The sequence below is a fragment of the Streptomyces sp. WAC05292 genome, assembly GCF_003949955.1.
GTDB classification, from domain to species: Bacteria; Actinomycetota; Actinomycetes; order Streptomycetales; family Streptomycetaceae; genus Streptomyces; species Streptomyces globosus.
Window position 1 is genome coordinate 1 of record NZ_RPSE01000007.1, and the last position, 22,856, is coordinate 22,856.

Genomic DNA, 22,856 nt, shown 5'->3' on the forward strand with positions numbered 1-22,856 from the left:
CTACTCCCCCAGCGTGTCCACAACCTGACCGCCATGGCGCAGGGTGCGGCGGAGACCGACAACCCCGTCACCGCCTCGGCCGTCTACAACCAGGCCGCCCTCCTCGCCTCCGACCTGGGCCTCCCCCAGCTCGCCTCCGAGCTGTGCCACCAGCACGCGCACGCCTACCTGCACGCTGCCCCTCTCAACGCCGAGACCGCGATCCGGGCCCTGGAGCCGGTCGTGAACCTGGCCCGCCTGGAGCTTCGCGCCCAGCAGGGGGACATCGGCCTCGACCTTCTCCTGGGCCTGTTCAACGCGGTCTCCAGCAGCACCGCCCTCGGCTCCGCGGGCGTGATCGTCCCCGCCAACCTCGTCCAGGACGCCACCGCCCGAAAGGAGGTGCGAGCGTGGCTGTGGCGCGTCCTTCTCGCCGACGGCTCCCGCGCCCTCACCGCAGCCGGCCGGTGGAAGGACGCCCTCGACCACGTTCAGGAACACCACGGCATCGGCCGCCGGATGCTCGACGGCCGCCAGATTGCCGTCATCGCCTCGCTCACCAACGGCGAGACCGCCACCGCCGCCGAACTCATCGCCCAAACCGAACCCGGCGACCCCTGGGAACAAGCCGTCACCGCCTGCCTCCGCGCCCTGTGCCTCCGGGCCACCATCGGCCTGGACCAGACCCAGGAGAACGACCTCGTGGATACCGTCCTTTCAGCCCCCAGCGAGCCGGGCACGGTGCTCTTCGGCATCCGACTCGGGCTCGCCGCCCTCAACACCCTCGGCCCCGGCCCGGCCAGCGAGCACCTCGTGCACGCGCTACACCGACGCATCACCAGAGCCCTCGACGGCGCAGCAGCCCGGGAAGCCCATCGCGACGCCGCCTTCAGCGCCCTGGCCACCGACCGGGAGATAGAGAGCTGCCGAGACCTGGTGGAGGCGTGTGGCCTGGGCTCCGGCGAACTCCCGGCGGCCCTGCACCGGGACCTCCTCGGCGCAGTTGAGATCAGCGACCGGGTCATCCGCAGCAGTCTCGCGCTCGCCTGATCTCCCGCTCCGGAAGGTGACCGTCGGCGTTCCCGGGACGCAAGCCGTGCGGAAGGTGTAACGCCTGAGGCCGCCACTCCGTCCATACAGGCGGCCCGGTGCTGAAGCTCCGGCCACGATCTGCCGTCCCGCCCATGGAGGAATCGCCTGTGCCGACCGCCGTAGCCAGCGACCAGCTCTCCTTCGAGGCTTTCGCTGACCTCTTCGCCGAACCCCTGGACGCCGCCCCGCCCGCCACCGCGACCGAAGAAGAGCCCGAGCAGTCGCTCGCCCACGTGTGGATCGTCGCCGCCGAGATCAAGGTCGAGGAGCGGGTGGCGAAGCTCGCGGACTTCCGCGGCAGCTTCACCACGGTGGAGGGCACCCGGATCGACGCCCTTGAGGTCTACTGCCGCAACTGCCGACGCCCCTTTGAGGACGTGGCGGACATCGACTGCGAGGCCCAGGTCGACAACCGGCACCTGATCGGCGGAGACCAGACGGTGCGCGCCAAGCGGAAGATCCCCGAGATGCCGTCCAACGCCCGTCTCATCCCCGGTGGGCAGATCCAGCGCCGCGGAATCAGCGCCTACGTGACCGGGGTGTCCCGACCGCCCCGGTAGGCCGCAAGCAGGCCGAGACGTAAGCGCGGCCGGTTCGTACGGTCCGCCGCGTGAATCCTCCAACGCAGTCCCCGCACCCCGGCCACCGAGCGCCCAAGCGTCGCGTCGTCCGCGACCTCCTCGGCCTTCTCCTGGTCAGTACCGGGACGGTTGGCCTGCTCGGAGCCCTGTACGCCTCCGCTCCGTTGGCCGCCCTTGCCCTGGCCGGCCTGCTCCTCACGGTCGGCGGCGGTGGTGTCCTCTACATCTCCCCGCGTCTACACCCCGCGGTCCGCCTTGTCGGCGGGTACTGCGCCCTGACCGTCGGGCTGTGGATCTTCGTGGGCATCGCCTTCTACCTCGCGCCCTGGTCCCTCCTGTTCGGCCTGCTGCTCGCCCTCGGGGTGTTCCTGAGCAGCGAGGAGGCGTGACATGGCCCGCCGACGCTGGCTCCCCGCACTCCGCTCCCTGGTGACCTCCACGCGCCAAGACACCGAGGCCAAACAGATCACGTGGACCGGCGGCTACACCTCCACCTCCTACGCGGGCACGTCGAACATCTGGAGCACCGAGGGCCGGGCGGACGGGTGGGACGTCGGGCGAGTCGTGACCGAGGGGTACGAGCGAGTCGTCTGGGTGTACAAGGCCATCGACACCATGGGCAAGCACGCTTCCCGCCTGCCCCTGGAGGTCGGTGTCGGACTCACCGAGGACGGCGAGTTCGAGCAGGTCATCGAGGACCACCCGCTGTTGCGCGTGCTCAACGGCCGCGCCAACCCGGTCGAGACCGGCGCCCAGTTCCGCAAGCGGCTGAGTGCCCAGATCCTGCTGTCGAAGCGCGGCGCGTTCGTGGAGGTCACCCGCTCCAACCGGGGCACGATCACCCGTCTCGACCTGCTGCCGCCTGACCGCGTCATGCCGGTCCCGGACCCCCGCGGCGAGTACATCGCCCACTACGAGTTCACCACCCTCCACGGAGAGGTCCGCGAACTCGACCCCGAGCGGGTCCGTTGGATTCGAGACCCGCATCCGACCGACCCCTTCTCCGGCGTCACACCGCTGGAAGCCGCCGGCATCAGCGTCGAACTCGACCACCTCTCGCGGCTGTACAACGTCGCGTTCATCAAGAACGACGCGCGACCTGGCGGCATCGTCGCGGTCGACACCTCCTCCCTCAGCGACAAGGAAATGGACCGCCTGGAGGCGCGGTTCCTGCCCGGCTCCGAGTTCGCGGGCCACGTATCTGTGGTCGGCTCCGGCCCCGGCGGCATGAACTACGTCGACTTGGCGGCCCGGCCTCGCGAGATGGCCTACGAGGCCGCCGCGCAGAACGCGAAGATCGAGATCCTCGGTGCGTTCGGTGTGCCCGAGTCCGTCACCGGCAACGCGGCCGGCCGGACCTTCGACAACGCGGAGCAGGAGGAGTACGGCTTCTGGGTTCACACCGAGCTGCCCCACCTGGAGCTGATCAGTAACGCCTTCGCCTCGGACCTCGGCGGACTGGACAGGGCCATCCGGTTCGACACCAGCACCGTCGAGGCCCTGGAGCTCCCCCGCCGGAAGCGCCGCGCGGAGGCCCGCGAAGAGTGGAACGCGGGCCTGATCTCCGCCGACGAGTACCGTCGGCGAGCCGGACTCCCTGCCTTCGACAACGCTCACACCAGGGCACTGTGGATCTCCCCGCAGAAGGCCCCGGTGCCCGCACGCCCGGAAGACGCAGCCGCCCTGGGCATCGCCGGAGCAGGTGGCCCCGGCCAACTGCCGCCCGGCCAGGCTCCCGCCGACCCGAACGCCCCGCTGCCGCCGGCCACCGACGCCTCCGGGGATGCGGCGGCAGCGGTCGCGCAGGCGCGTGCCGAGTCCGGGCAGGCGGCCGGGGGCCCCGGGGCCGCCGCGGCGGCCGTCGGCGCCGCCCGCTCCGGCGCATCGGCCGAAGGCCAGGCGGGAGCGGCTACCGCAGCAGTCCAAGCCGCGCGCGAGACCGAGGATCAGGTCCCCGGAGACGCTGCGGCGGCCGTGGCGCAGGCCCTCGGCGTAGAGGTGAAGGCCCTTCCCGGGACCTCGTTCGAGGTCACCGAGCAAGACTTCGACCGAGGTCAGGAAGCAGTGGCCGCCGCCCTGGCCCCGCTGTTCGACCGGCAGGAGGGCGTCATCCTCGCTCGGCTCCGGTCGCCGAAGTCCCGCAAGGGCACCAAGTTCTGGAAGGCCGACGGCGCGAGCGACACCCGGGGCGGCGCCGGCCCGCTGGACATCGCCCGAGTCATCGGGACGGATCGCTGGCTGGAGGAGATCGACAGCACGGTCGCCCGGGTCCTGGCCGGAGTCGCCCGTACGACAGCAGAGCGGACGGCCGCCGCCTTCGGTGCGCCCGAACCTCCGCTCCAGGCATCCGGCCCCATCGTCGCCCTGGTGCTGGATGCCGTGGCCGCCGCCGAGCAGACGGCCCACGCCTTCCTGGACACCCTGGCCACCCTCCTGAACCAGGCCCAGGAGTCCACCGACGACGTGGAAGACCTCGTCGCCCTCGTCCGGACCGCGTTCACCGACATGGCGCCGCGCACCGCGGCCTCCATCGCCGAGAGCGCGGCCGTGGCCACCGTCAACGGGGCGGCCGACGCGACCGCGACGTCCCTCGGGCCCGCCATCGTGAGGACCTGGGTGACCCGCCGCGACGACCGGGTCCGTGCCGCCCACTCCGCCGTGGACGGCACAACCTTGCCGGTAGGCGACCCCTTCACCGTGGACGGCTACGCCATGCGCTGGCCCGGGGACCAACTGGCGCCGCTCCACCTGACCATCAACTGCCGCTGCCGCCTGCGCTACCGGCCCGACGGCGGTGAGCTGTGACCTTCACCTACAGCGCGACCGTGATGCGGACCATCGACGGCGACACCCTCGACCTGGACGTCGACCTCGGGTTCGGCATCCACCTGATCCAGAGGGTCCGCCTCCACGGCATCAACACGGCCGAGAAGAGCACCGCCGCCGGCAAGGAAGCGGCGGCCTGGGCCCAGGGCTGGATCGACACGAACGGGCCCGACTTCACCGTCGAGACCCACAGCAAGGAGAAGTACGGCCGCTACCTGGCCACGCTCACCCCCGCCCGCGGCCAGAGCCTCAACGCCGCACTCATCGAGGCCGGGCACGCCGTCGCGTACGACGGGCACGGCCCCCGCCCCGTCCCACCCACCATCAAGGAGACCCCGTGAGACGTGTCGCCCACTTCATCCGAGCCCGCACCAGCGCGATCCTCTGGGGCGCCTGGGTCGGCTTCTTCCTCCTGTACGAGGCGGTCACCCTGCTGAACCAGCGGGACGACGACACCCTCAGCGAGAACACCCGCAAGCTGTTCCGGACCCGGACCTCGAAGGCGGGCCGCGCCGTGTTCACCGTCGCGCTCGCGGGCGGCACCGTCTGGTTTCTGCTGCACATCCTCACCGAGACGATGTAGGCGCCGCCCCGCTTTTCAGCCCGCGACGTTAACCCGTTCGGGTGTGCATGGTCCGCCGCATGCAGATCACGAACGCCGCCGCCCGTATCGCCGCCCGCCTCGAAGCCAAGCGTGCTCGCCGCCCGTGGAACGCCGATCTGCATCCCCGCGACTCGAAGGGCAGGTTCATCGAGACGGGCGGCATCGCCCGTCTCTGGGGCGGTGGCACGGCCCGCGTCCTGCGGGCACTGGGCGGCCGGAACGTGCTCGTGGAGAACCTCACGACCCATGAGCGGTCCACCGTCCACGCCTCCCGGCTGACGATGGTGGCCCGTCCTGACGGCACCGCGCCGACGAAGAGCAAGAAGAAGGTCCGGGACGAGGACGAACGCCGCGGCGCCGACGGCCGGCGGGGCACCGGCCAGGACGCGGAAGACGGCGGCGACCAGGGCGACACCCCCGACGACCCCCACGGCCAGGACGACGAGGGCAACGACATCGGGCAGGACGTCGACGGCGAAGACCTCGGCGCCGGACCGGAGCCGGACGACGACGAGCCGGACGAAGAGCCGCAGCCCGCGCAGAAGCGTGCCCGCCGCGACCCGAAGCGCCGCTTCAAGACCCTGGAGGACGTCCGCGCGCACTGGGCCAGCGGCAAACTCCGCCCCTTCACCGAGGACCGGAAGGCGCAGGAGAGCCACAACCAGTTCATGGCCGGACTGCTGGACCAGCTGGAGAAGCCGCAGCTCTCCCGCAACGGCCACTTCGTCATCGGCCAGATGAAGGTCAGGCGGAACGGCCAGGAGTACACCGGCTGGGGCATCATGCACACCGAGACCGGTGTGCGGCTCTCCCTGCCGGAGCGCAAGGCGGAAGCGCTCGACTTCGCCAACCGCCTGGAGAACGCCGAGCTCGACGGTGAGCCGATCGACTGGAACGACCCCGACTCCTTCGGCCGCCTCGCGACTCCCGAGGGCCGGGCCATGGGTGCCCGCCTCGCCGAGGAGTCCCGGCAGGCATTCGCCCGGCGCGCCGCGAAGAAGCGCGAAGGTGCCACCGCCCGGACGAAGCCGGCCGCCCCTGCCTCCCCGGAACAGCAGGCTGCTCAGCAGGTCGCCGACCGTACCGGCGTGCCCGCGGCGAACGTCGCGGTCGGCCACGTCGGTCCGCAGCAGCCGACCGGCGACGAGCGCGGCCGTCCCCGCAACGACGCCGAGCTGCGCGAGTTCTGGAAGCGCGGCGGCAGCGACGAGACCCCCGCAGCGCAGCGCGACAGCATGCGCGAACTCGCCAACGACCCGAACGTCGTCCTGCACCTGGCCGACCACCGCGGCTTCGCCATCGTGGAGGATCGCCGCGACGGCCGCTCCCGCTTCCAGCTCCGCGCCGTGGGCACCGCGCGCCCGCTCGTCGGGCTCGGCAACGAAGAAGGCGACAATCACCGGTACGGCGAGTTCGAGGACCGCGAGACCGCCAACCGCTTCGCTCTCCACCTCGGCAGCAACCTGCGCGACCAGGACGGTCGTACGGTCGACTGGGGCGCCCCGCGGCTGAACCGCGGCCTGATCCAGTTCCGCGACAAGGACGGGCAGCGGTCCGGCGCGGCCATCTGGCAGATCGCGGGCGAATTCGACCGGCAGCGCGGCGTCAGCGACAGCCCGGCCGCCCGCCTCGGCCGGCGCCCCTCCCCCTCCCGGGAGGACGAGCAGCACCAGGGCGTACCCGAGACTCCCGACACGACGGTGCCGGGCGATGATGTGACCCCGCAGCAGGCCGCTGGCCAGCAGCGCAACGAGCAGGAGGAGCAGGGTGAGCGCGTACACGGCGCTGGTGAAGGCGTACTGGGAGACGTACCGGCCGGAGGCCCTGGCCGCGCTGGCGGAGACGACCCCGCCGGCGACGTTCTTCGCGCAGATCAGCGCGGAGATCGAGGAGCTGATCGCGGACTACAGGGAGGACTTCCGGGAGAAGACGGAGCCGGGAGCGGACTTCCGGGACGCGATCGGGAACGTGAACATGGCGACGATGCGGGCGCGGGAGAAGGCCCTGCACGAGATGGTGTACAGCCTGGAGAAGGAGACGGGCACCGAGGATCTGGAGATGCCGAGGGTCAGCCTGCCGCCGATCGCAGCCGCGTAGCGTTTGGCTCCCGCGAGGAGGAGCAGCGCGCCCCGCAGTACCAGCCGCCGGAGGACGGCCGCAGCCTCGTCCCGAACGGGGTCCTGCCCCGCGTCAAGGCGAACATCGCCGCCATCGAGGTGCTGCGGCGCCTGGAGGACGAGAACCGGCCGGCCACCGCCGCCGAACAGGACACCCTGGCGCGGTGGTCCGGCTGGGGCGCGACCCCGCAGGTCTTCGTTGACGACCCGAAGCCGGAGTTCAAGCCGCTCCAGGACCGGCTTCGGGAGCTCCTGAGCGAGTCCGAGTGGGACGCCGCCAAGGAGAACACCCTCAACGCCCACTACACCGACCCCGCCATCGCGCAGCAGGTGTGGAAGGCCGTACGCGAGCTTGGCTTCGACGGCGGCAACGTCCTGGAGCCCGGCAGCGGCTCCGGCAACTTCATCGGCCACGCCCCCGCCGACGCACACCTGACGGGCGTCGAGCTGGACCCGATCACCGCGGGCATCTCCAAGGCCCTGTACCCGAACGCCGACATCCGCAACGAGGGCTTCGAGCGGACCCGAGCCGCGGACGGCACCTTCGACATGACCGTCGGGAACGTGCCGTTCGGCGACTACCAGGTCGTGGATCTGCGGCACAACAAGGGCGGCCACAACATCCACAACCACTTCATCCTGAAGTCCCTGGATCTGACCCGTCCCGGCGGCCTGGTCGCCGTCGTCACCTCCCGCTACACGATGGACAACGCCACCCCGCGCGGCGAGGACGCCCGCATGGAGATGGCGCGTAAGGCCGACCTCGTGGGCGCCATCCGCCTGCCCACCGGCGCGCACCGCCGCACCGCGGGCACCGACGTGGTCACCGACCTGCTGATCTTCCGCCGCCGGGAACGGGACAAGGACTTCACCTCCGGCCGGCAGCGCAGCGGCGCGATCAAGACGGCCGACCAGCGCAAGAAGGACGACCCGCCGATGTGGGTCCACTCCGTGCGCGTCGAGGACCTGCCTGGCCAGGAGGTAGACGAGGACACCGACCCGCGGACCATGCCGAAGGTCCACGTCAACCCGTACTTCCTCGACAACCCCCGCAACGTCCTTGGCGAGATGGCCGTCGGCCACGGCATGTACGGCCCTGGTGAGCTCCGCGTGGACGGGGACGGACCGCTGGAGGACTCCCTCGCCGGTGCACTGGAGAGGGTCGTGGCCCGCGCGAAGGACTCCGGTCTGTCCTACACCCCCGACACCGGGGAGCGGCGCAAGGTCGAGATGCTGCCCGAGGGCTCCACCCGCACCGACGGACACGTGCAGGTCTCCCCCGACGGCACCTTCACCCAGGTCCGCGACGGCATGGTCGTGCCCTTCGAGGTGCCGCGTACCCAGGTCGAGGAAGCCACCCAGCTCCTCGGCCTGCGCGACGCCATGAAGGCCCTGGTCGCCGAAGAGTCCCGCGCGGACGCCGACGACGCGCTCATCGAGACCCTTCGCGGGGACCTGAAGGCCCGCTACGAGAAGTACCACGCGAAGTTCGGCTCCCTGAACCGCTTCGACTGGGCCACCCGCAAGGGCACCGACCCCACGACCGGCAAGGAAGTCGAGAAGGCGTACCGCAAGCGGCCCCCGATGGGCAGCCTGCTCACCAAGGACCCGACGATGGCCGTCGTCCTGTCCCTGGACTCCTACGACGACCACACCGGCACCAGCACGCCGGCCGCGATCTTCGCCAAGCGTCAGTCCCGGCACCGCACCATCGCCGACCGGGCCAGCAACCCCGAAGACGCCATGGCGATCGTCATGGAGCAGCGCGGCACCCTCGACACCGAGACCCTGTCGAAGGTCATGGGCGTCTCCCCGCAGGTCGCCCGTGAGCGGCTGCTCGCCGCCCGCTCCGTCCACCCGGAGACCGGCCACGAGTACCCGCTCGTCTTCGAACCGCACAACGGCGGCGACCTCATCCCAGCCGCCGACTACCTCAGCGGCAACGTGCGCCAGAAGCTGGAGGAAGCCCAGGCCCTTGCCGGCGAGGACGCCCGCTACGACATCAACGTCAAGCAGCTCGAAGCCGTCCTCCCGCCGGACATCTCCCCCGGCGAGATCGACGCGCCCATGGGTGCCGCCTGGCTCGGCGGCGAGACCGTCCAGTCCTTCCTCCGGGAGCGGCTGAACTCCAACGCGGTCCGCGTCAGCTACCAGGGCGGCTCCCTGTGGAAGGTCGACGCCCCCGACGGCGTCAAGCGCAGCTCGGCGGCCACCGACGTCTGGGGCACCGGCGACTTCAACGCCATCAAGCTCGCCGAGACGATCCTCACCAACGGCCGTATCCGCGTCACCTACCAGGGCGACGACGGCAAGACGTACGTGGACGAGGAAGCCACCGCGGCGGCGCAGACCAAGGCCGAGGAGATGCGCGAGGAGTTCCAGGACTGGCTGTGGGCCAGCCCGGAGCGGGCCGAGCGGATCAAGAAGCTCTACAACGACACTCACAACAACCTGGCGCTGCGCTCGTACGACGGCCAGCGCCGGACCATGCCCGGCCTCGCCGAGTGGTTCAAGCCCCACGCACACCAGCACGCGGCCGTCGCCCGCATGGTCAACGAGCCGGCCGTGCTCCTCGCGCACGAGGTCGGCGCCGGCAAGACGGCCGAGATGACCATGGGCGTGATGGAGCTGCGCCGCCTCGGCCTCATCAACAAGGCCGCCATGGTGGTCCCGAACCACATGCTCCAGCAGTTCCACGACGAGTTCGCGGAGCTGTACCCGGAGTCGGCCGCCAACGGCCGCATCCTCGCCGCGTCCAGCGAAGACCTCCAGGGCCGCAAGCGCAGAGAGTTCATCGCCCGGGTCGCCACCGGCGACTACGACGCGGTGATCCTCACCCAGAACGCCTTCGAGTCGATCCCGATGCGGCCGGAGGTCCAGCTCGAATACATCAAGCGGGAGAAGAAGCACCTCGAAGAGGCCCTTCGCCGCCAGAAGGAGCAGGACGCGCTGGAGGACCCCAGCAAGCGCCGCGACTCCCGGATGGTCAAGGAGATCCAGAACCGGCTGAAGAAGCTGGAAGCGAAGATCACGGCCAAGGTCGAGTCCTCCAAGGACATGGCCGGCCTGTACTTCGAGGACACCGGCATCGACTACGTGGTCGTTGACGAGGCCCACCACTACAAGAACCTGGCCACGAACTCCGGCATCCCCGGCGCCGCGATCGAGGGCTCGAACCGGGCCTCCGACCTCGACATGAAGCTGGAGTACCTCCGGAAGAACACCAAGTCCGGCCGCGTCGTCACCTTCGCCACCGCCACGCCCATCTCCAACAGCGTCACCGAGGCGCACACCATGCTGCGCTACCTGCGGCCCGACCTGCTGGAGGCCGCCAGGGTCCTGAACTTTGACGAGTTCGCGTCGACCTACGGCAAGATCGTCAACGGGATCGAGCTGGCGGCCGACGGCTCCGGCTTCAAGGAGGTCAGCCGCTTCGCGGCCTTCCGGAACATGCCGGAGCTCCTGCGGATCTGGCGGACCGTCGCCGACGTGAAGACGTCGGAGGACCTGGCGGAGTACCTCGACACCCCAGACGTCGCCAGCGGCAAGGCCATCACCGTCTCCGTCGAGCCGACGGAGCAGATGCTCGCGTACCAGCGGGAGCTCGCGGCCCGTGCCCGCGCGGTCAAGCGCGGTGAGGTCGAGCCCACCGAAGACAACATGCTCAAGATCTCTTCGGACGGGCGGAAGGTCAGCCTCGACCCGCGGATGGTCGGCCTGGACGAGCAGGGCAACAAGCTGCCCAAGGCCGCGGACAACATCGCCCGGATCTACGAGGAGACCAAGGACGCGGTCTACCCGACATCGAAGAACAACCCGACGCCGCACGACACTCCTGGCGGCCTTCAGATCGTGTTCCTGGACATGGGCACCCCCCAGGACCCGGGCAAGAAGAAGGGCAAGAAGGGGGACACCGGCCCGACCAGCGTCGAGGAGCTGTCCGCCTCGCGCTTCCCGGCCTACCAGGAGCTGAAAGATCTCCTGATCGAGCGCGGCGTGCCGGCCGAGAAGATTCGTTTCATCCACGAGGCGAAGAACGACGCCGAGAAGGCCCGCCTCTTCAACGATGCCCGTACCGGCAAGATCGCTGTGCTCCTCGGCTCCACGAGCAAGATGGGCACCGGTACCAACGTGCAGCTGCGGGCGACCGCGCTGCACCACCTCGACTGCCCGTGGCGGCCGGCCGACCTGGAGCAGCGCAACGGCCGCATCATCCGCCAGGGCAACTTCAACCCCGAGGTCGCGATCTTCCAGTACGTCACCGAGCAGTCCTTCGACGGCTTCTCGTGGCAGACCGTGGCCCGGAAGGCCAAGTTCATCCGGCAGATCATGAAGGGCAACCTCACCGACCGGACCGTCGAGGACATCCCCGACGGCGTGTTCAACGCCGAGCAGGTCACCGCCATCTCCACGGGCAACCCGTACCTGCTGGAGCAGGCCAACGTGAAGGCGTCCCTCGCAGTCCTCAAGCGAAAGCTCAAGGGCCACCAGCGCACCATCGAGGGCTACAAGTCCACGATCCTCTCCGCCGAGAGGATGAGGCAGGAGACCGACAAGCTCGTCGCCCAGCTCCAGGACGTCATCGGGCGCAGGAAGAACACCCGCGGCGACGACTTCAACGCCACGATCGGCAACAACGACTTCACCAAGCGCGCCGAGGCCGCGAAGGCGCTGTCGACCGCCGCCCAGGCCGTCCTGCGCCAGGGTCAGCAGAACCCGTACCGGGCCGGCGGCCACCCGAAGGTCGTCATCGGCAGGGTCGGCAACATCGAGGTCACCGCTCAGTACCGCACCGCCTGGGGCGACTTCGGGCGCGTCCACCTGGTCGACATCAGCATCCCGGACATCCCTCGGAGCCGGCACTCGTACACCGAAGAGGACATCAAGAAGGACTCCACCCTGCCGATCACCCGGCTGGAGGACTCCCTCGCCGACGTCGACAAGATGATCGTCCGCGCCGAGAGCCGCCTGCGGCAGGAGGAGCGGGCGGCCGACACCGCGCGCGAGCGCGTCGACCGGCCCTTCGAGCAGGGCGCCGAGCTGGAGGCCGCGGAGCGCCGTGCGAAGCTGGTCGGCGCGCTGATCAAGGAGCAGAGCCGCGAGACCAGCAGCCCGGATGCCCAGCGGGAGAAGCACGCCCGCCTGGAGGCCCTTGAGCACCAGCTCCGTGAGGCCCGCCTCGCCGCGGGCGAGGACTCCGCTGACGTGGACGACCCGGCCGCCGCCCAGGACACCGACCTCCTGCCCCGTACCCCGGCCGCTCCGTCCATCAGCACCGACGAGAAGGGGCGCCCCCGCATCGTCTGGCCGGACGCCGAGGCGAAGAAGGCTGCCAAGGAACGGGAGAAGCGCGAGAAGGCGCAGCGTGCCCGGGAGGAGCGCGGCGAGACCACCCTCGACCCCGAGGAGGTCCGCAACGAGCTGGGCTCGCTGCGCGAGGCATCCCCGGCCGAGGACGACGACGGCCAGGAGCAGCGCGAAGAGGACAGCACCGAGGCAGACACCGGGGCATCTGCGGGTGAGAGCGCCCCGGACGGGGAGCCGGACGACTCGGTGCGGCTCGACGCCGAGCAGGTGCGTTCGGAACTCGATGCCCTGGGTGAAGAGGCGGCCGAAAGTGACAAGACGTCCGACTCCCCGGAGCCGGACGCCAACGAGGAATCCCCTGAGGACCGGTCTGACGACGGCGCCTCTGTGGAGGAGCCGGCCGGAGTCCCGGAAGACACGGAGGACTCCGAGCCGGACAACGGCGAGCAGCAGGAACCGGAGGAAGAGCCCGCCGAGGAGTCCACCGGGCCGGGCGTCGACTTCCCCGCCGACGGTGAACAGGTCATCACCCCAGACGGCCCCGGCGAGGTCGTGGCCGTCAACGACGACGGTGCCGTCCTCGTCCGCGGTGAGCAGAGCACCCGCGTGCACGCCCTCAAGGACGTCACCCGGCCCGACGGCACCCCCTTCGGCAAGGAGCAGGGGCAGGAGGCCGAGAAGGCGCGGGAGAACGCCGAGCAGATCGCCAAGGCCGCCACCCCCGAAGGCGTCGAGCTGTCCACCGGCCACCGCCTTCGTGACCTCGACATGGAGGCCGGCCACGGCACCATCGTGGACCAGAACGGCCGGACGGTCGGCTGGGTGCGCGCCCGCACGGGCGATGACGGCCGCCGCTGGTGGTGGGGGCAGGACGCAGACGGCGGGGCTCCTGCCGACATGCAGTGGCACGAGGAGATGGCTGCGCAGGCCGGAGCGGCGCCCCTCCGTGCCGCGTCCATCGTGCGCGACGGCCTCGACTTCATCCGGCAGAAGTACACCGGGCGGTACGACGAGAACGGTCGGCCCGAGCAGGAGCGCCGGCGCCCGGTCACACCGGACCGGGCGATCACCGAGATGACGCTCACCCCGGCACAGGTGCGGGAGCTGGGCAAGCTCACCCTGTCCGGGCAGTACGCCGACGGCACGCCGATCGACACCCTGCCCTGGAATCCTGGGCACCGCCGGTACAGCCCGTACTCCGCTCAGGCCGGCGCTCTGGCCGCTGCGGCACGCGAGGCGGCGGCCGAGATGGACCAGAGCACCCCCGAAGGCCGCCGCAACAGGAGCGTCCTGCTTGGCGCCGCCCGGAAGATGGAGTTCCAGGAGTACGACTCAGCACGTCGGGCCGGGTCGATCCCGCCGCCGGGACAGCCGGACGAGTACGACAAGCCGTACGAGCCCCGCGCAGAGGACGACGAGACCACCGAGCCGGGGTCGGCATCCGAGCCTGAGGGCACCCCCGAGCCGGCCGACGAGTCGCCGACGACGCCCGCCCCGGCCACTGCTGCGGAAGACCCCGCGGACGGCGCCGAGGGTGGCCAGTCCGCCCCCGAGGACGTGGACGACTCCGAGGTGCTCGACCCCGATCAGGTGTCGGAGGGCGACTACGTCCGGGTCGAGACCCAGAACACCGCGGGCAACGCGGTCGTTCGCGAGGGATTCCTCCTGGCCGCCCCAAAGCAGGTCACGGCCAGCCGGGACCGGCAGCGCATCAAGGCGTGGCGCCTCTACGTCGGCAAGGAGGGCGAGCAGCCCACGCCGCGCAATGCAGTAACGATCCTTCTGGACGAGAAGGTCGAACGCCTGCCCGCTCCCTCCCCGGACCTGTCGGCGGACAAGCAGGAGGAAGACGAGCAGCACACGAACACCCTTGGGTGGAAGGGCCCTGAAGAGCAGCGCGAGCAGGTCGGCGAGCACGACGGGAAGCCCTTGGAGGTGGGCGAGCTCCACGTCCGAGGCAACCAGGTCGAACGCGTCGTCTATCTCGACGGCGAGCCCATCGGCCGACTGCACGGCGCCAATGGTGCCTGGGGGGCGATCTCCTCCGGGGGAGGCCGCATCGGCAACGGCTGGTTCTCGGCCTACGGCCACCGCGAGAACCCGACCCGCGCGGCTGCCCTGGCCATTGCCAACGCCCACCAGAGCGGGAACCGCTCCCCTCTCCGCACCGAGTACAGCGACCCCCAGATCCCGCAGGAGCAGGCCGAACGTGCTCTCGCCTCCCACCTCGACCCGAACCTGAGGGCACGCTGGAGCGTCACCGACCACCGCGGTGAGGCCGGCGTCTACGTGGACGACAACTGGGCTGGCGGTATCAAGGCCAATGGGAAGCAGTGGCAGGTCATCGGAGAGGACGGCAAGCCCGGCGGCACGCTCTACCCCACGCGTGAAGCAGCCGCGCAGGCCGTGGCGAAGGACTCGCCGCTGCTCAATGTGACGCCCAACCCCTCCTTCCACTTCCCTCAGCACCCGCGGGAGGTGTCCGAGACCCGGCTCGACCAGTGGATCGCGGAGTCGGAGCGGTGGCTGGCGGAGGACGCCCCGAGCCTCCCCGACACCGCCCGGACCCCCCACTGGGTGCGCAAGAACCTGGAAGAGCTGAAGAAGCACCGCGAGCAGCGTGAGGCAGGACGAGCCCGCGACGCCGAGTCGCTGGGCGGCGAGGAGCGCATCAACGCCCTCGTGGCCCGCGCCACGCTGGAACCGACCGACCGCTCGCAGCCCCAGGCTGATGGCGAGGAGTTCCGTGTCTTGGTCGACGGCGAGGACGCCGGCGAGGTCCACCAGTTTGGCGGCTTCTGGCAGGCATCGGCGAACGGCCGCCATGGGACCGACTTCTACGACCGGAACCAGGCCGTCGCCTTCCTGGTCACGTCCCACGACGAGCAGGCGAACGACGGCGGAACGTCGTCCGATCGAGACGGCGACAGTGAGCAGAACGAGGCTGTTCCCGCGCCCGGACCGGAGGCGACGGGTGAGGACGAGGCGCCGCCGCTGAGCTTCCCCAACGATCGGGCCGGTCGTGCCGATGCGATCCGTGAATGGGCTGGTGTGTGGGCGGAGCCGCAGCCCGCCGGGGTGCGCAACGTGTACCTCGACCGAGCGCTCGCAGAGCACAGCGAAGGGTGGGTCACCACAACCGATCCCTGGGGCGTGAGGCAGTGGATCTCCACGATGGCCGACATCGAACCCCTGGCCCAGTACGACGAGAACGCCCGTCGCATGCTGGAAGAGGCGCCGGAGGAGGCCCGCCAGTTCCTCTCCGACATGGCCGACGAACTGCGCGCGTCCGTTCGACAGATGGGTGAGGAGCTGCGCGCGGACATCCGCCCTGTCCTGGTGGACCACATCGCCACCCGGAACGGTCGCAAGAGGGCCATCGAGCTGCGGAACCGGATGGCCGAGGAGCGTGTGCAGAAGGTCCGCGAAGCGGTGCGAGCACAGATCGCCCGTGCCCGTGCCAGCGCTTCGGAGCACGGCTTGTCCGAGCAGCAGGCCGAGGACTTCATCGTCGGCGTGACCGGCGGCGACAATCCCGGCCAGAAGACGTACGGCATCCGCGGCGAGTTCCCCGAGGCCATTCGTCCCCTCAACGCCGCCATGTCGGACGCCGCGGGCTACTGGTCCGCCTTCGCCGGTTGGGCCACTCAGGACGACAGCAACAACTGGGCCGGCATGCACTGGGCGAACATCAGGCGGGAGAGCGTCGGCGCGCCGATGTCCCCCTCCGCTGATGCTCGCACGGGGACCGGCGAGATGGAGATCGGTACCGCGGAGCTGCCCAAGGGCATGCGGTGGGCGCGCGGTTCCGAACTCCGTGACGGCGACATCTTCCACACGCTGCGCCACCCGAAGGATGACGACGTCTTCAACGGCATGGAGCCGCCGCAGTACGTCATCCACACCCACCGCGACGGCCGCGAAGGGGAAGTCCGCTCGGTGACCCTGGACTCTGACCGCGGGGGCAACACCGTGGCGCGGGACCAGTGGGTCGTGCTCGTGGAGAACCCGGAGCCGGCCGTGCGGAAGAGGGCTCAGCACCGGGCCCGTACGGACGTCTTCACCAACTGGGAGCTCCCGAAGGACGACCAGGCGTACGAGCTCGGCGGCCCCGAGCGGGTGAAGGATCTGGTGGCCCGAGCTGAGGTGACCGCTGACGACGACGACAAGCCGGGCCTGAACCGGGAGTGGACCGTCAGGGTCGACGGTGTGGTGGTCGGCCGGATCGACAACACCAACAAGGACAGGGTGCTGGAGTACGTGAGCGTCACCCCCGACGGGGAGCGTCGCGTGTGGCACGGCAAGGATCTCGCCACAGCTGGCCTCGTGGTCGCGCACGACAAGGCAAGCGGCCGGGATGAGCAGGACGACGAGCCCGAGGACAGCGGGCACGACCCGGAGGGGGAGCAGAGCCAGGACGACGCCCAGTCGGAAGGCGGGAACCGCAGTCGTCGGCGCAGTGACCGTGATGGTGCTGCACCCGACGAAGCAGGCGGTAGCGGCGGCGACGGCGGCACGCCCAGCCCTGACGTCGAGGGCGGTGACGACGAAGGGCGTGACCGCGAGACGGATGGCGTCGGCGAAGATGCCGACAACGAGGACCAGGACGAGCAGGAGTCCGAGCGGGAGGACGACCGTAGGAGCCGGCGCCGTCGTCGTCGCGATCGGGAGCGGGAACGGCCTGAGTCCGGCGGTCCTGGTGCCGGTCTGCCGGGCGTTCCGCACGTGCCCAACCAGCGTGACCGGGACGATCGTGGGAACGATGACGAGGATCGTGCCGGAGACTTCGGCGATGGGCGCCTCAAGGGCCTGAAGGAGCGGTACCGCTCCGGCAAGGCGCCCGCGCCCCGCGGCGCGGACCCCCAGCGTCACGCCGAGTACCTCCGTGGGCTCGCCGGTAACGACAGCCTCACGCTGTCGCCCGGTGGCAGCCTGGTGACCTGGACCAACACCGACGACAACGGGACGTGGAGGTTCGGGCACGCTGCCAGTGGCCTGCATCTCGAAGGGTGGGAGGTCAACGGTGCGGCGATCGGCGGCCGGGAGGGCGCCCGTCGTCTTGCCGGGGCCTACGAGCAGATGCTCGCCGCCGACGGCGACGGCATCGACGTGGCCGCACCGGTGCTCGACCCTGTGCAGATGCGCGCGTGGCGCGACGCCGAAGGCCGGCCGCTGACTGACGCCCTGGCCCGCGTGCGGCAGGAGATGATCGACCAGCACCAGGATGGTTCCCGCCCCTCGGAGCCGCGGGGCTCCAGGGACAGTGCGGACGAGCACGCCACCGAGACCGGTGTCGGTCGGAGCGCCGACGCAGGCGACGAGCGCGCAGCGGACCCGGGGGAGCCCGACCGTATGGACCGCGCCGGCTCGGCCGGTACCACCGTCGGTGCCGACGGCGACAGCGGGTCGGGTGACCAGGGCGACCAGAGCGGTAGGGCCGACACGGCCTCCGGCGAGGCGTCGCAGGGGCTGCGTCCCGTGGACGACGAGGAGCAGCACCGGAAGTACGCCTTCTGGCTCCGGCAGCGGATCAGCCACGCCCGGGTCGTGCTCGGCGATGAGCCTCTGCTGTCGCCTGAGGCCGAGGCCGACGGGATCTCCGTCGAGGAGGTGTTCAGCGACGCGTCCCTGACCGCGGACGACGGCTGGCAGCGCTACGCCTCCGACGCCCTGAAGCAGTTCTTCACGTACGCGCCGGGCCGCCGGGACTTCGACCAGTGGTCCGCGGGCGGCGAGGGCGGAGAGCACGGTGGCGGGGCCTTGGCCACGAACACCCCGCAGGACGGGTACGACCCGACCACGCCCCGGTTCCGAAACCTTGATGCCCTCCGTGAGCACATCCGAGGTCTGCGGTTCGACCCGTACGGACCTCACGATGAACCGTCCTGGTGGGCGGCGGCCCGCGCCATGGGCCAGCCCTGGAAGGAGATCGTCAACAGCGACAAGCTGTTCCTGTCGCCCGGGAAGCGACTCGTCGTCCTGCACAACCCGGAGTCGACCTCGAACACATGGCAGGTCCGAGCCCCGGGCAGCATGAGGCGTCTGATCAACGAGGGCCTCGGCCAGCACGGCAGCGGCGAAGGCTTCAGCTCCAAGAAGGCCGCGATGCGCGCCGCGGTCGCGCTCGAAGGGGTACGCGACTCCGACGGGAATCCGTTCCCCTGGGACGCTCCCGATGTGGTCCAGCGTGCTGCTGAGTTCCGTGACACCGAAGGCCGCAGCCTGTCCGAGGCCATGGCCGTGGCCCTCGCGGAGCACCCGCCCTACCCGCAGTACGCCGGGCGGTACCAGCAGCGCGCTGAACAGATCGGCCGCGAGATCGGCCTTCGCCGCGACGCCGAACAGCAGGCACACGCCGAGGGGTACAGCGTCGCCGTGCGTCCCGGCACCGGCCCTCTCAAGGCCGGTGACGAAGTTCTGGTCGTCGGCAGCAGCCCCGGCGACGACCGGTCGAGCAACCCGAAGTCGAAGGGCATCATCCGGGGCCGGTTGGCCGAGGACGCCCAGGAGACGATTCAGCGAGGCGGCGTGGCCGCGCTCGGCTCGGACACCCGGCGGCGCCTGGTGATTGAGGACGGCGAGTGGACGGGCCCGGACGGGACCACCATGCCCTTCAGCGGCACGGCATTCGTCTCCGCGCCTGATGCCAGCTACCGGAAGCCGCGGCCGGCCGAGGGGGACCTCGCCGACGGCGAGGCGGACGACGAGTCCGGTGGGACTGCCGCGGACGCCGCCTCCGACCGGCCGACGCCCGCCGCCGACGCCGGTGCCGTCGCGCGGCCGACTCAGAGCGGCGAGTTGGCGGGCCAGGGACAGCGCACGGCGGCGCCCCGCCGGCCGCGCGACGGTCAGGCGAGCGAGCCCGGACGCGACAGCGATGAGCCGGAAACGCCCGCCGCGCCCGAGCCGGTGGGCGGCCGACCCGCGGAGTGGGTCAAGGTTGGTGACCTCGGCGTCGGCGACCTGGTCCGCATCGAGGGCATCACGAAGACCGGAACGCCGCGCACCCTCGCCGGGTACGTGGTGGACGGGCCGAGGGAGGTGTCGACCGTCCGGGCCCGCCGCGTGCAGGGCATGTACCGCGCGGTGATCGCTGAGAACCCCGACGGCCGCGGCGAGCGTGGCTCGGTCTGGGTGCTGCCGGACGCCACTGCGGCGCGAGCAACCCGGGACGACGCGGACCAGGTCGACGGCGCGCCGCAGTCCGGCGCGGACTCCGATGTCCTGACCGGCAGGATCTCCGGGCGCGTTCCCACCGACCGCGCCGGCCGCGGCCTGTTCCCGGGTTCCGTTGTCACTGACGACGACGGCCGCGAAGGCGTCGTCACGGGCGCGACCGCGAGCAACGCCCGGGTGCAGTTCGGCGATGACCGTTCCGACGACACTCACGCCCCGACGAGTCTGACCGTCACCGACGGCGGCGCTGCGCGCCCCAGCGGCTGGACGCCGGACGGCAACCGTGTCCGGACCGGCAGCGTGGTGGGAGACCGGAACGGCGCCATGCTCGGCACCGTCGAGGACGTGGATGGCGACACCGCGACCGTCGCCACCCCGCAGGGCATGGAGGAGCTTCCCGCTGCCGACCTCCGAGTCATCGGAGATGTCGAGGAGCCTGCGACCCAGCAGGCCAAGGTCGGTCGACTGGAGCGCGTTCCCGCCTCGGACCTCACGCCGGGCCGCGACTCGATCCTCGTGGACGGGCCGGACGGCATGACCGCGGCGCAGGTGACCGGCAAGGAGGAGGTGTCCGAGACGCACACCCGGATCACCGCCGTGGACACCACCACCGGCGAACTGCACAGCCTCGACGGCGGCCCGAACGCCACGTACACCCGCCTCCTCACCGATGAGGGCGAGCCTGCCGAGCTCGACGCCGCCGACGCTCCCGACAACGCCGGGGAGATCACCAGCCACGAGCCGCTGCCCTCCGTGGACCCGGTTGCCGAACCCACGGTGGAACCTGAGCTCTCCCCTGAAGAGCGCGACGCCATCGCCGACCGCGGCGAAGCGCCGACCGACTCCCCCGAGGCCCAGCAGGCCGCGGCCCGCATCGCCAACGACCTGCCGGTCACCCCCGCGCAGGCCAGCGCGCTCGCCGACGACCTCCGCGAAGGCGCGGACAGCTCGACCCCTGAGGGTCGGGCCGCCCTCCGTGCCGCCGACCACCTCGACGGCGCGGCCGGCAACGACGTGGACGAGGTGGGGCGGCCGGAGCCGGGAACCGTCGGCACCATCGGCGTCGGCGACACCATCACGCTGCCGGGCGAGTTCGACTCCAGCACCATGACCGCGTTCCGGGTCGTGCAGATCCAGGACGCCCCCGGCGGTATCCGGGTCCTGACGATCGAGGACGAGGACGGCATGCGCTTCAAGCGGGCCCTGCCGGCGGGCGAGCCCCTGTACCAGCTCCCCGAGCCGGACGCCCCGGCCGCCGATCCCGACGCCGAACCGCGTGACCCCAACCCGACGCCCGACGCCGACAAGCTCCGCTCGGACTACGCGGACGACGTGGTCCGCGCTGTCATCGACAGCGCCGTGCAGGGCACCACCACCCCGGGCAGCATCCACCAGCTTCGCGAGCAGATCGCGCAGCAGCTCACCCCCGAGAGCCTGCGCGCAGCCATGCGTCGGGCCCGCAACGGGGCGCTCGCCGCGATCACCAATGCCGGGATCGAGGGCGACGAGCGCGACGAGCTGGTGCGCTCCCTGCGCCAGGAGGCCAGCCGCGCCCGGATGGACGCGATCCGCGCGGCCCTGCGTACGGTGGACGACCTCGAACCGCTCGACGGCGAGGCGGAGGAAGACACCGCCCGTCGGGCGGCGGACCTGCTCCGGCTGATCCCCGAGGCCCTGCGCAACCGGCCGGACGGCACCGAGCCTGCGGCCGACGGCAGCCACGTGGACCACGCCGTGGCCCAGCACACGGACGACGCCGTACGCGAAGCACTTCAGGCGGCGGCCGACGGCGGCCCCCTTACCGAGGAGCGGCGCGCCGCGATCGTGGCGCAGCTCGCCGAGCGCATGGCCGCCGCCCGAGAGGGCACCGCACGGCGGATCGCGGCCGGCGTGCCCGAGGGCCGCCGCCCGGGTGTGATCGCGCACATCCTCGCCGGCCTCGTCATGCTGGCGCGCAAGGTCATCGCGCTGGTCGCTGCGTTCCTGAAGGCCCTGGCCCGGATGTGGCAGCGCAGCCGGGAGGGCCTGCGCCGGATGCGCGAGCGCATCGCCCGGTTCCGCCGCAGCCTCATGCAGCGCATCCGGTCGTGGCCTGAGACTCGGCGCCTGCGCCGCCTGGCCGCCGCCGCAGACCTTCCGGAGCAGGCTGACGGCCTGCCGCTCAGCGATCGGATTGCGCACTGGGCGCGGCTGCTCCCCGCTCCGGGCCGCTTCGGGCAGGTCTCCCGCCGGGCCCGCTGGTACCGGCCGACCAACCGGTCCTCGCTGGCCGCCGGACAGCTCCCGCCTGTGCAGGATGGCGTGCGCTGGACGATGGACCGTGCGGTGGACGGTGGCCCCGGCCCGCAGGCCCTGCGGCACCTGGCAGCCGTCCGCGCCGCCGGCCAGGACGTGGACACGGATGTGGTGACCCGGCTCTCTGCCGCCGCACCCGAACTCGGGGACGATCCGCACGGCACCGTTCGCCACGCCTCCACCTACGCCGCTGACGCCGAGCGCCGACTGCGCGATCTCGAAGCGGCAGCCGCTGGTGGAGCTCCGGACGCTGACCTGGAGATCGCCGCGGCCCGCGTGGAGGCGCAGGCCGCACGGCAGGAAGCCGCCCGGCTTCGGCAGGCGTACACAGCAGCGCTTCCCGGCGCTGTGCGGGACAGCCTCGCCGAGGTGCGGGAGATGGGGCCCGGTACCAGCGCCACGCTGGTCACCACCCCGGACAGCTCCCCGGACGCCGTGCGCGCGCTGACGGGCGTCGCCCAGTTCGTGCCCCGGGACTGGCTGTCGCCGACCGAGGCCCGGTTCATCGCGGCTCGTGACGGTGATGCCGGCGCCTACGACCCGGAAAGCCGGACCGCGACGGTCGCGGACCTGGGCGACGGCGGTCAGGGGACGGCGGCGTACGCACTTCTCGCGCACCTTCAGCAGCACTACCCCGATCTGCTGGCGGCCCAGGAGGCGTTCCACTTCACCCGGACCCACACGGGACGGACCGGAGCCCGGCGCCGCACCAGCTTGGACCGGCTCCTCGCCCGGCTCTTCCGCGGCCGTGCCGGGCAGGGCGACACCGGCGGCATCGTGCCCATGGGGCTGTCGACGCTGTTCTCCGGCGACTGGTACGAGGACGACGACCTGCGGGCTTTCCTCCTCGGACTGCTCGCGACCCGGTAGGAGGAGGAC

7 protein-coding genes are annotated in these 22,856 nt (G+C 71.3%); all 7 read left to right on the plus strand.

What is annotated here, in order from left to right; genetic code table 11:
• A partial coding sequence (locus EF903_RS01565) for a hypothetical protein (protein ID WP_312845875.1) occupies positions 1-1,029 on the plus strand: 1,029 nt, incomplete at its 5' end.
• A gap of 149 nt (positions 1,030-1,178) precedes the next feature.
• Positions 1,179-1,631: a hypothetical protein gene (locus EF903_RS01570; protein WP_260614698.1), complete on the plus strand. Its 453-nt coding sequence runs from the start codon at positions 1,179-1,181 to the stop codon at positions 1,629-1,631.
• 50 nt (positions 1,632-1,681) lie between these two features.
• Entirely contained in the window at positions 1,682-2,041 is a 360-nt protein-coding gene (locus tag EF903_RS01575; protein WP_125540790.1) for a hypothetical protein, read from the plus strand.
• Between the two features lies 1 nt (position 2,042).
• Complete coding sequence (locus tag EF903_RS01580) at positions 2,043-4,457, plus strand: phage portal protein (protein WP_125540791.1); 2,415 nt, start codon at positions 2,043-2,045, stop codon at positions 4,455-4,457.
• Positions 4,454-4,819, plus strand: coding sequence for a thermonuclease family protein (locus tag EF903_RS01585; protein ID WP_125540792.1), 366 nt, complete (start codon positions 4,454-4,456; stop codon positions 4,817-4,819). The genes EF903_RS01580 and EF903_RS01585 overlap by 4 nt, the downstream gene beginning before the upstream one ends.
• Positions 4,816-5,061, plus strand: coding sequence for a hypothetical protein (locus tag EF903_RS01590; RefSeq protein ID WP_260614699.1), 246 nt, complete (start codon positions 4,816-4,818; stop codon positions 5,059-5,061). The genes EF903_RS01585 and EF903_RS01590 overlap by 4 nt, the downstream gene beginning before the upstream one ends.
• 59 nt (positions 5,062-5,120) lie before the next feature.
• A complete protein-coding gene (locus EF903_RS01595) occupies positions 5,121-22,847 on the plus strand; it encodes a helicase-related protein (RefSeq protein ID WP_125540793.1) in 17,727 nt (5,908 codons plus the stop codon).
• Positions 22,848-22,856 lie beyond the last annotated feature (9 nt).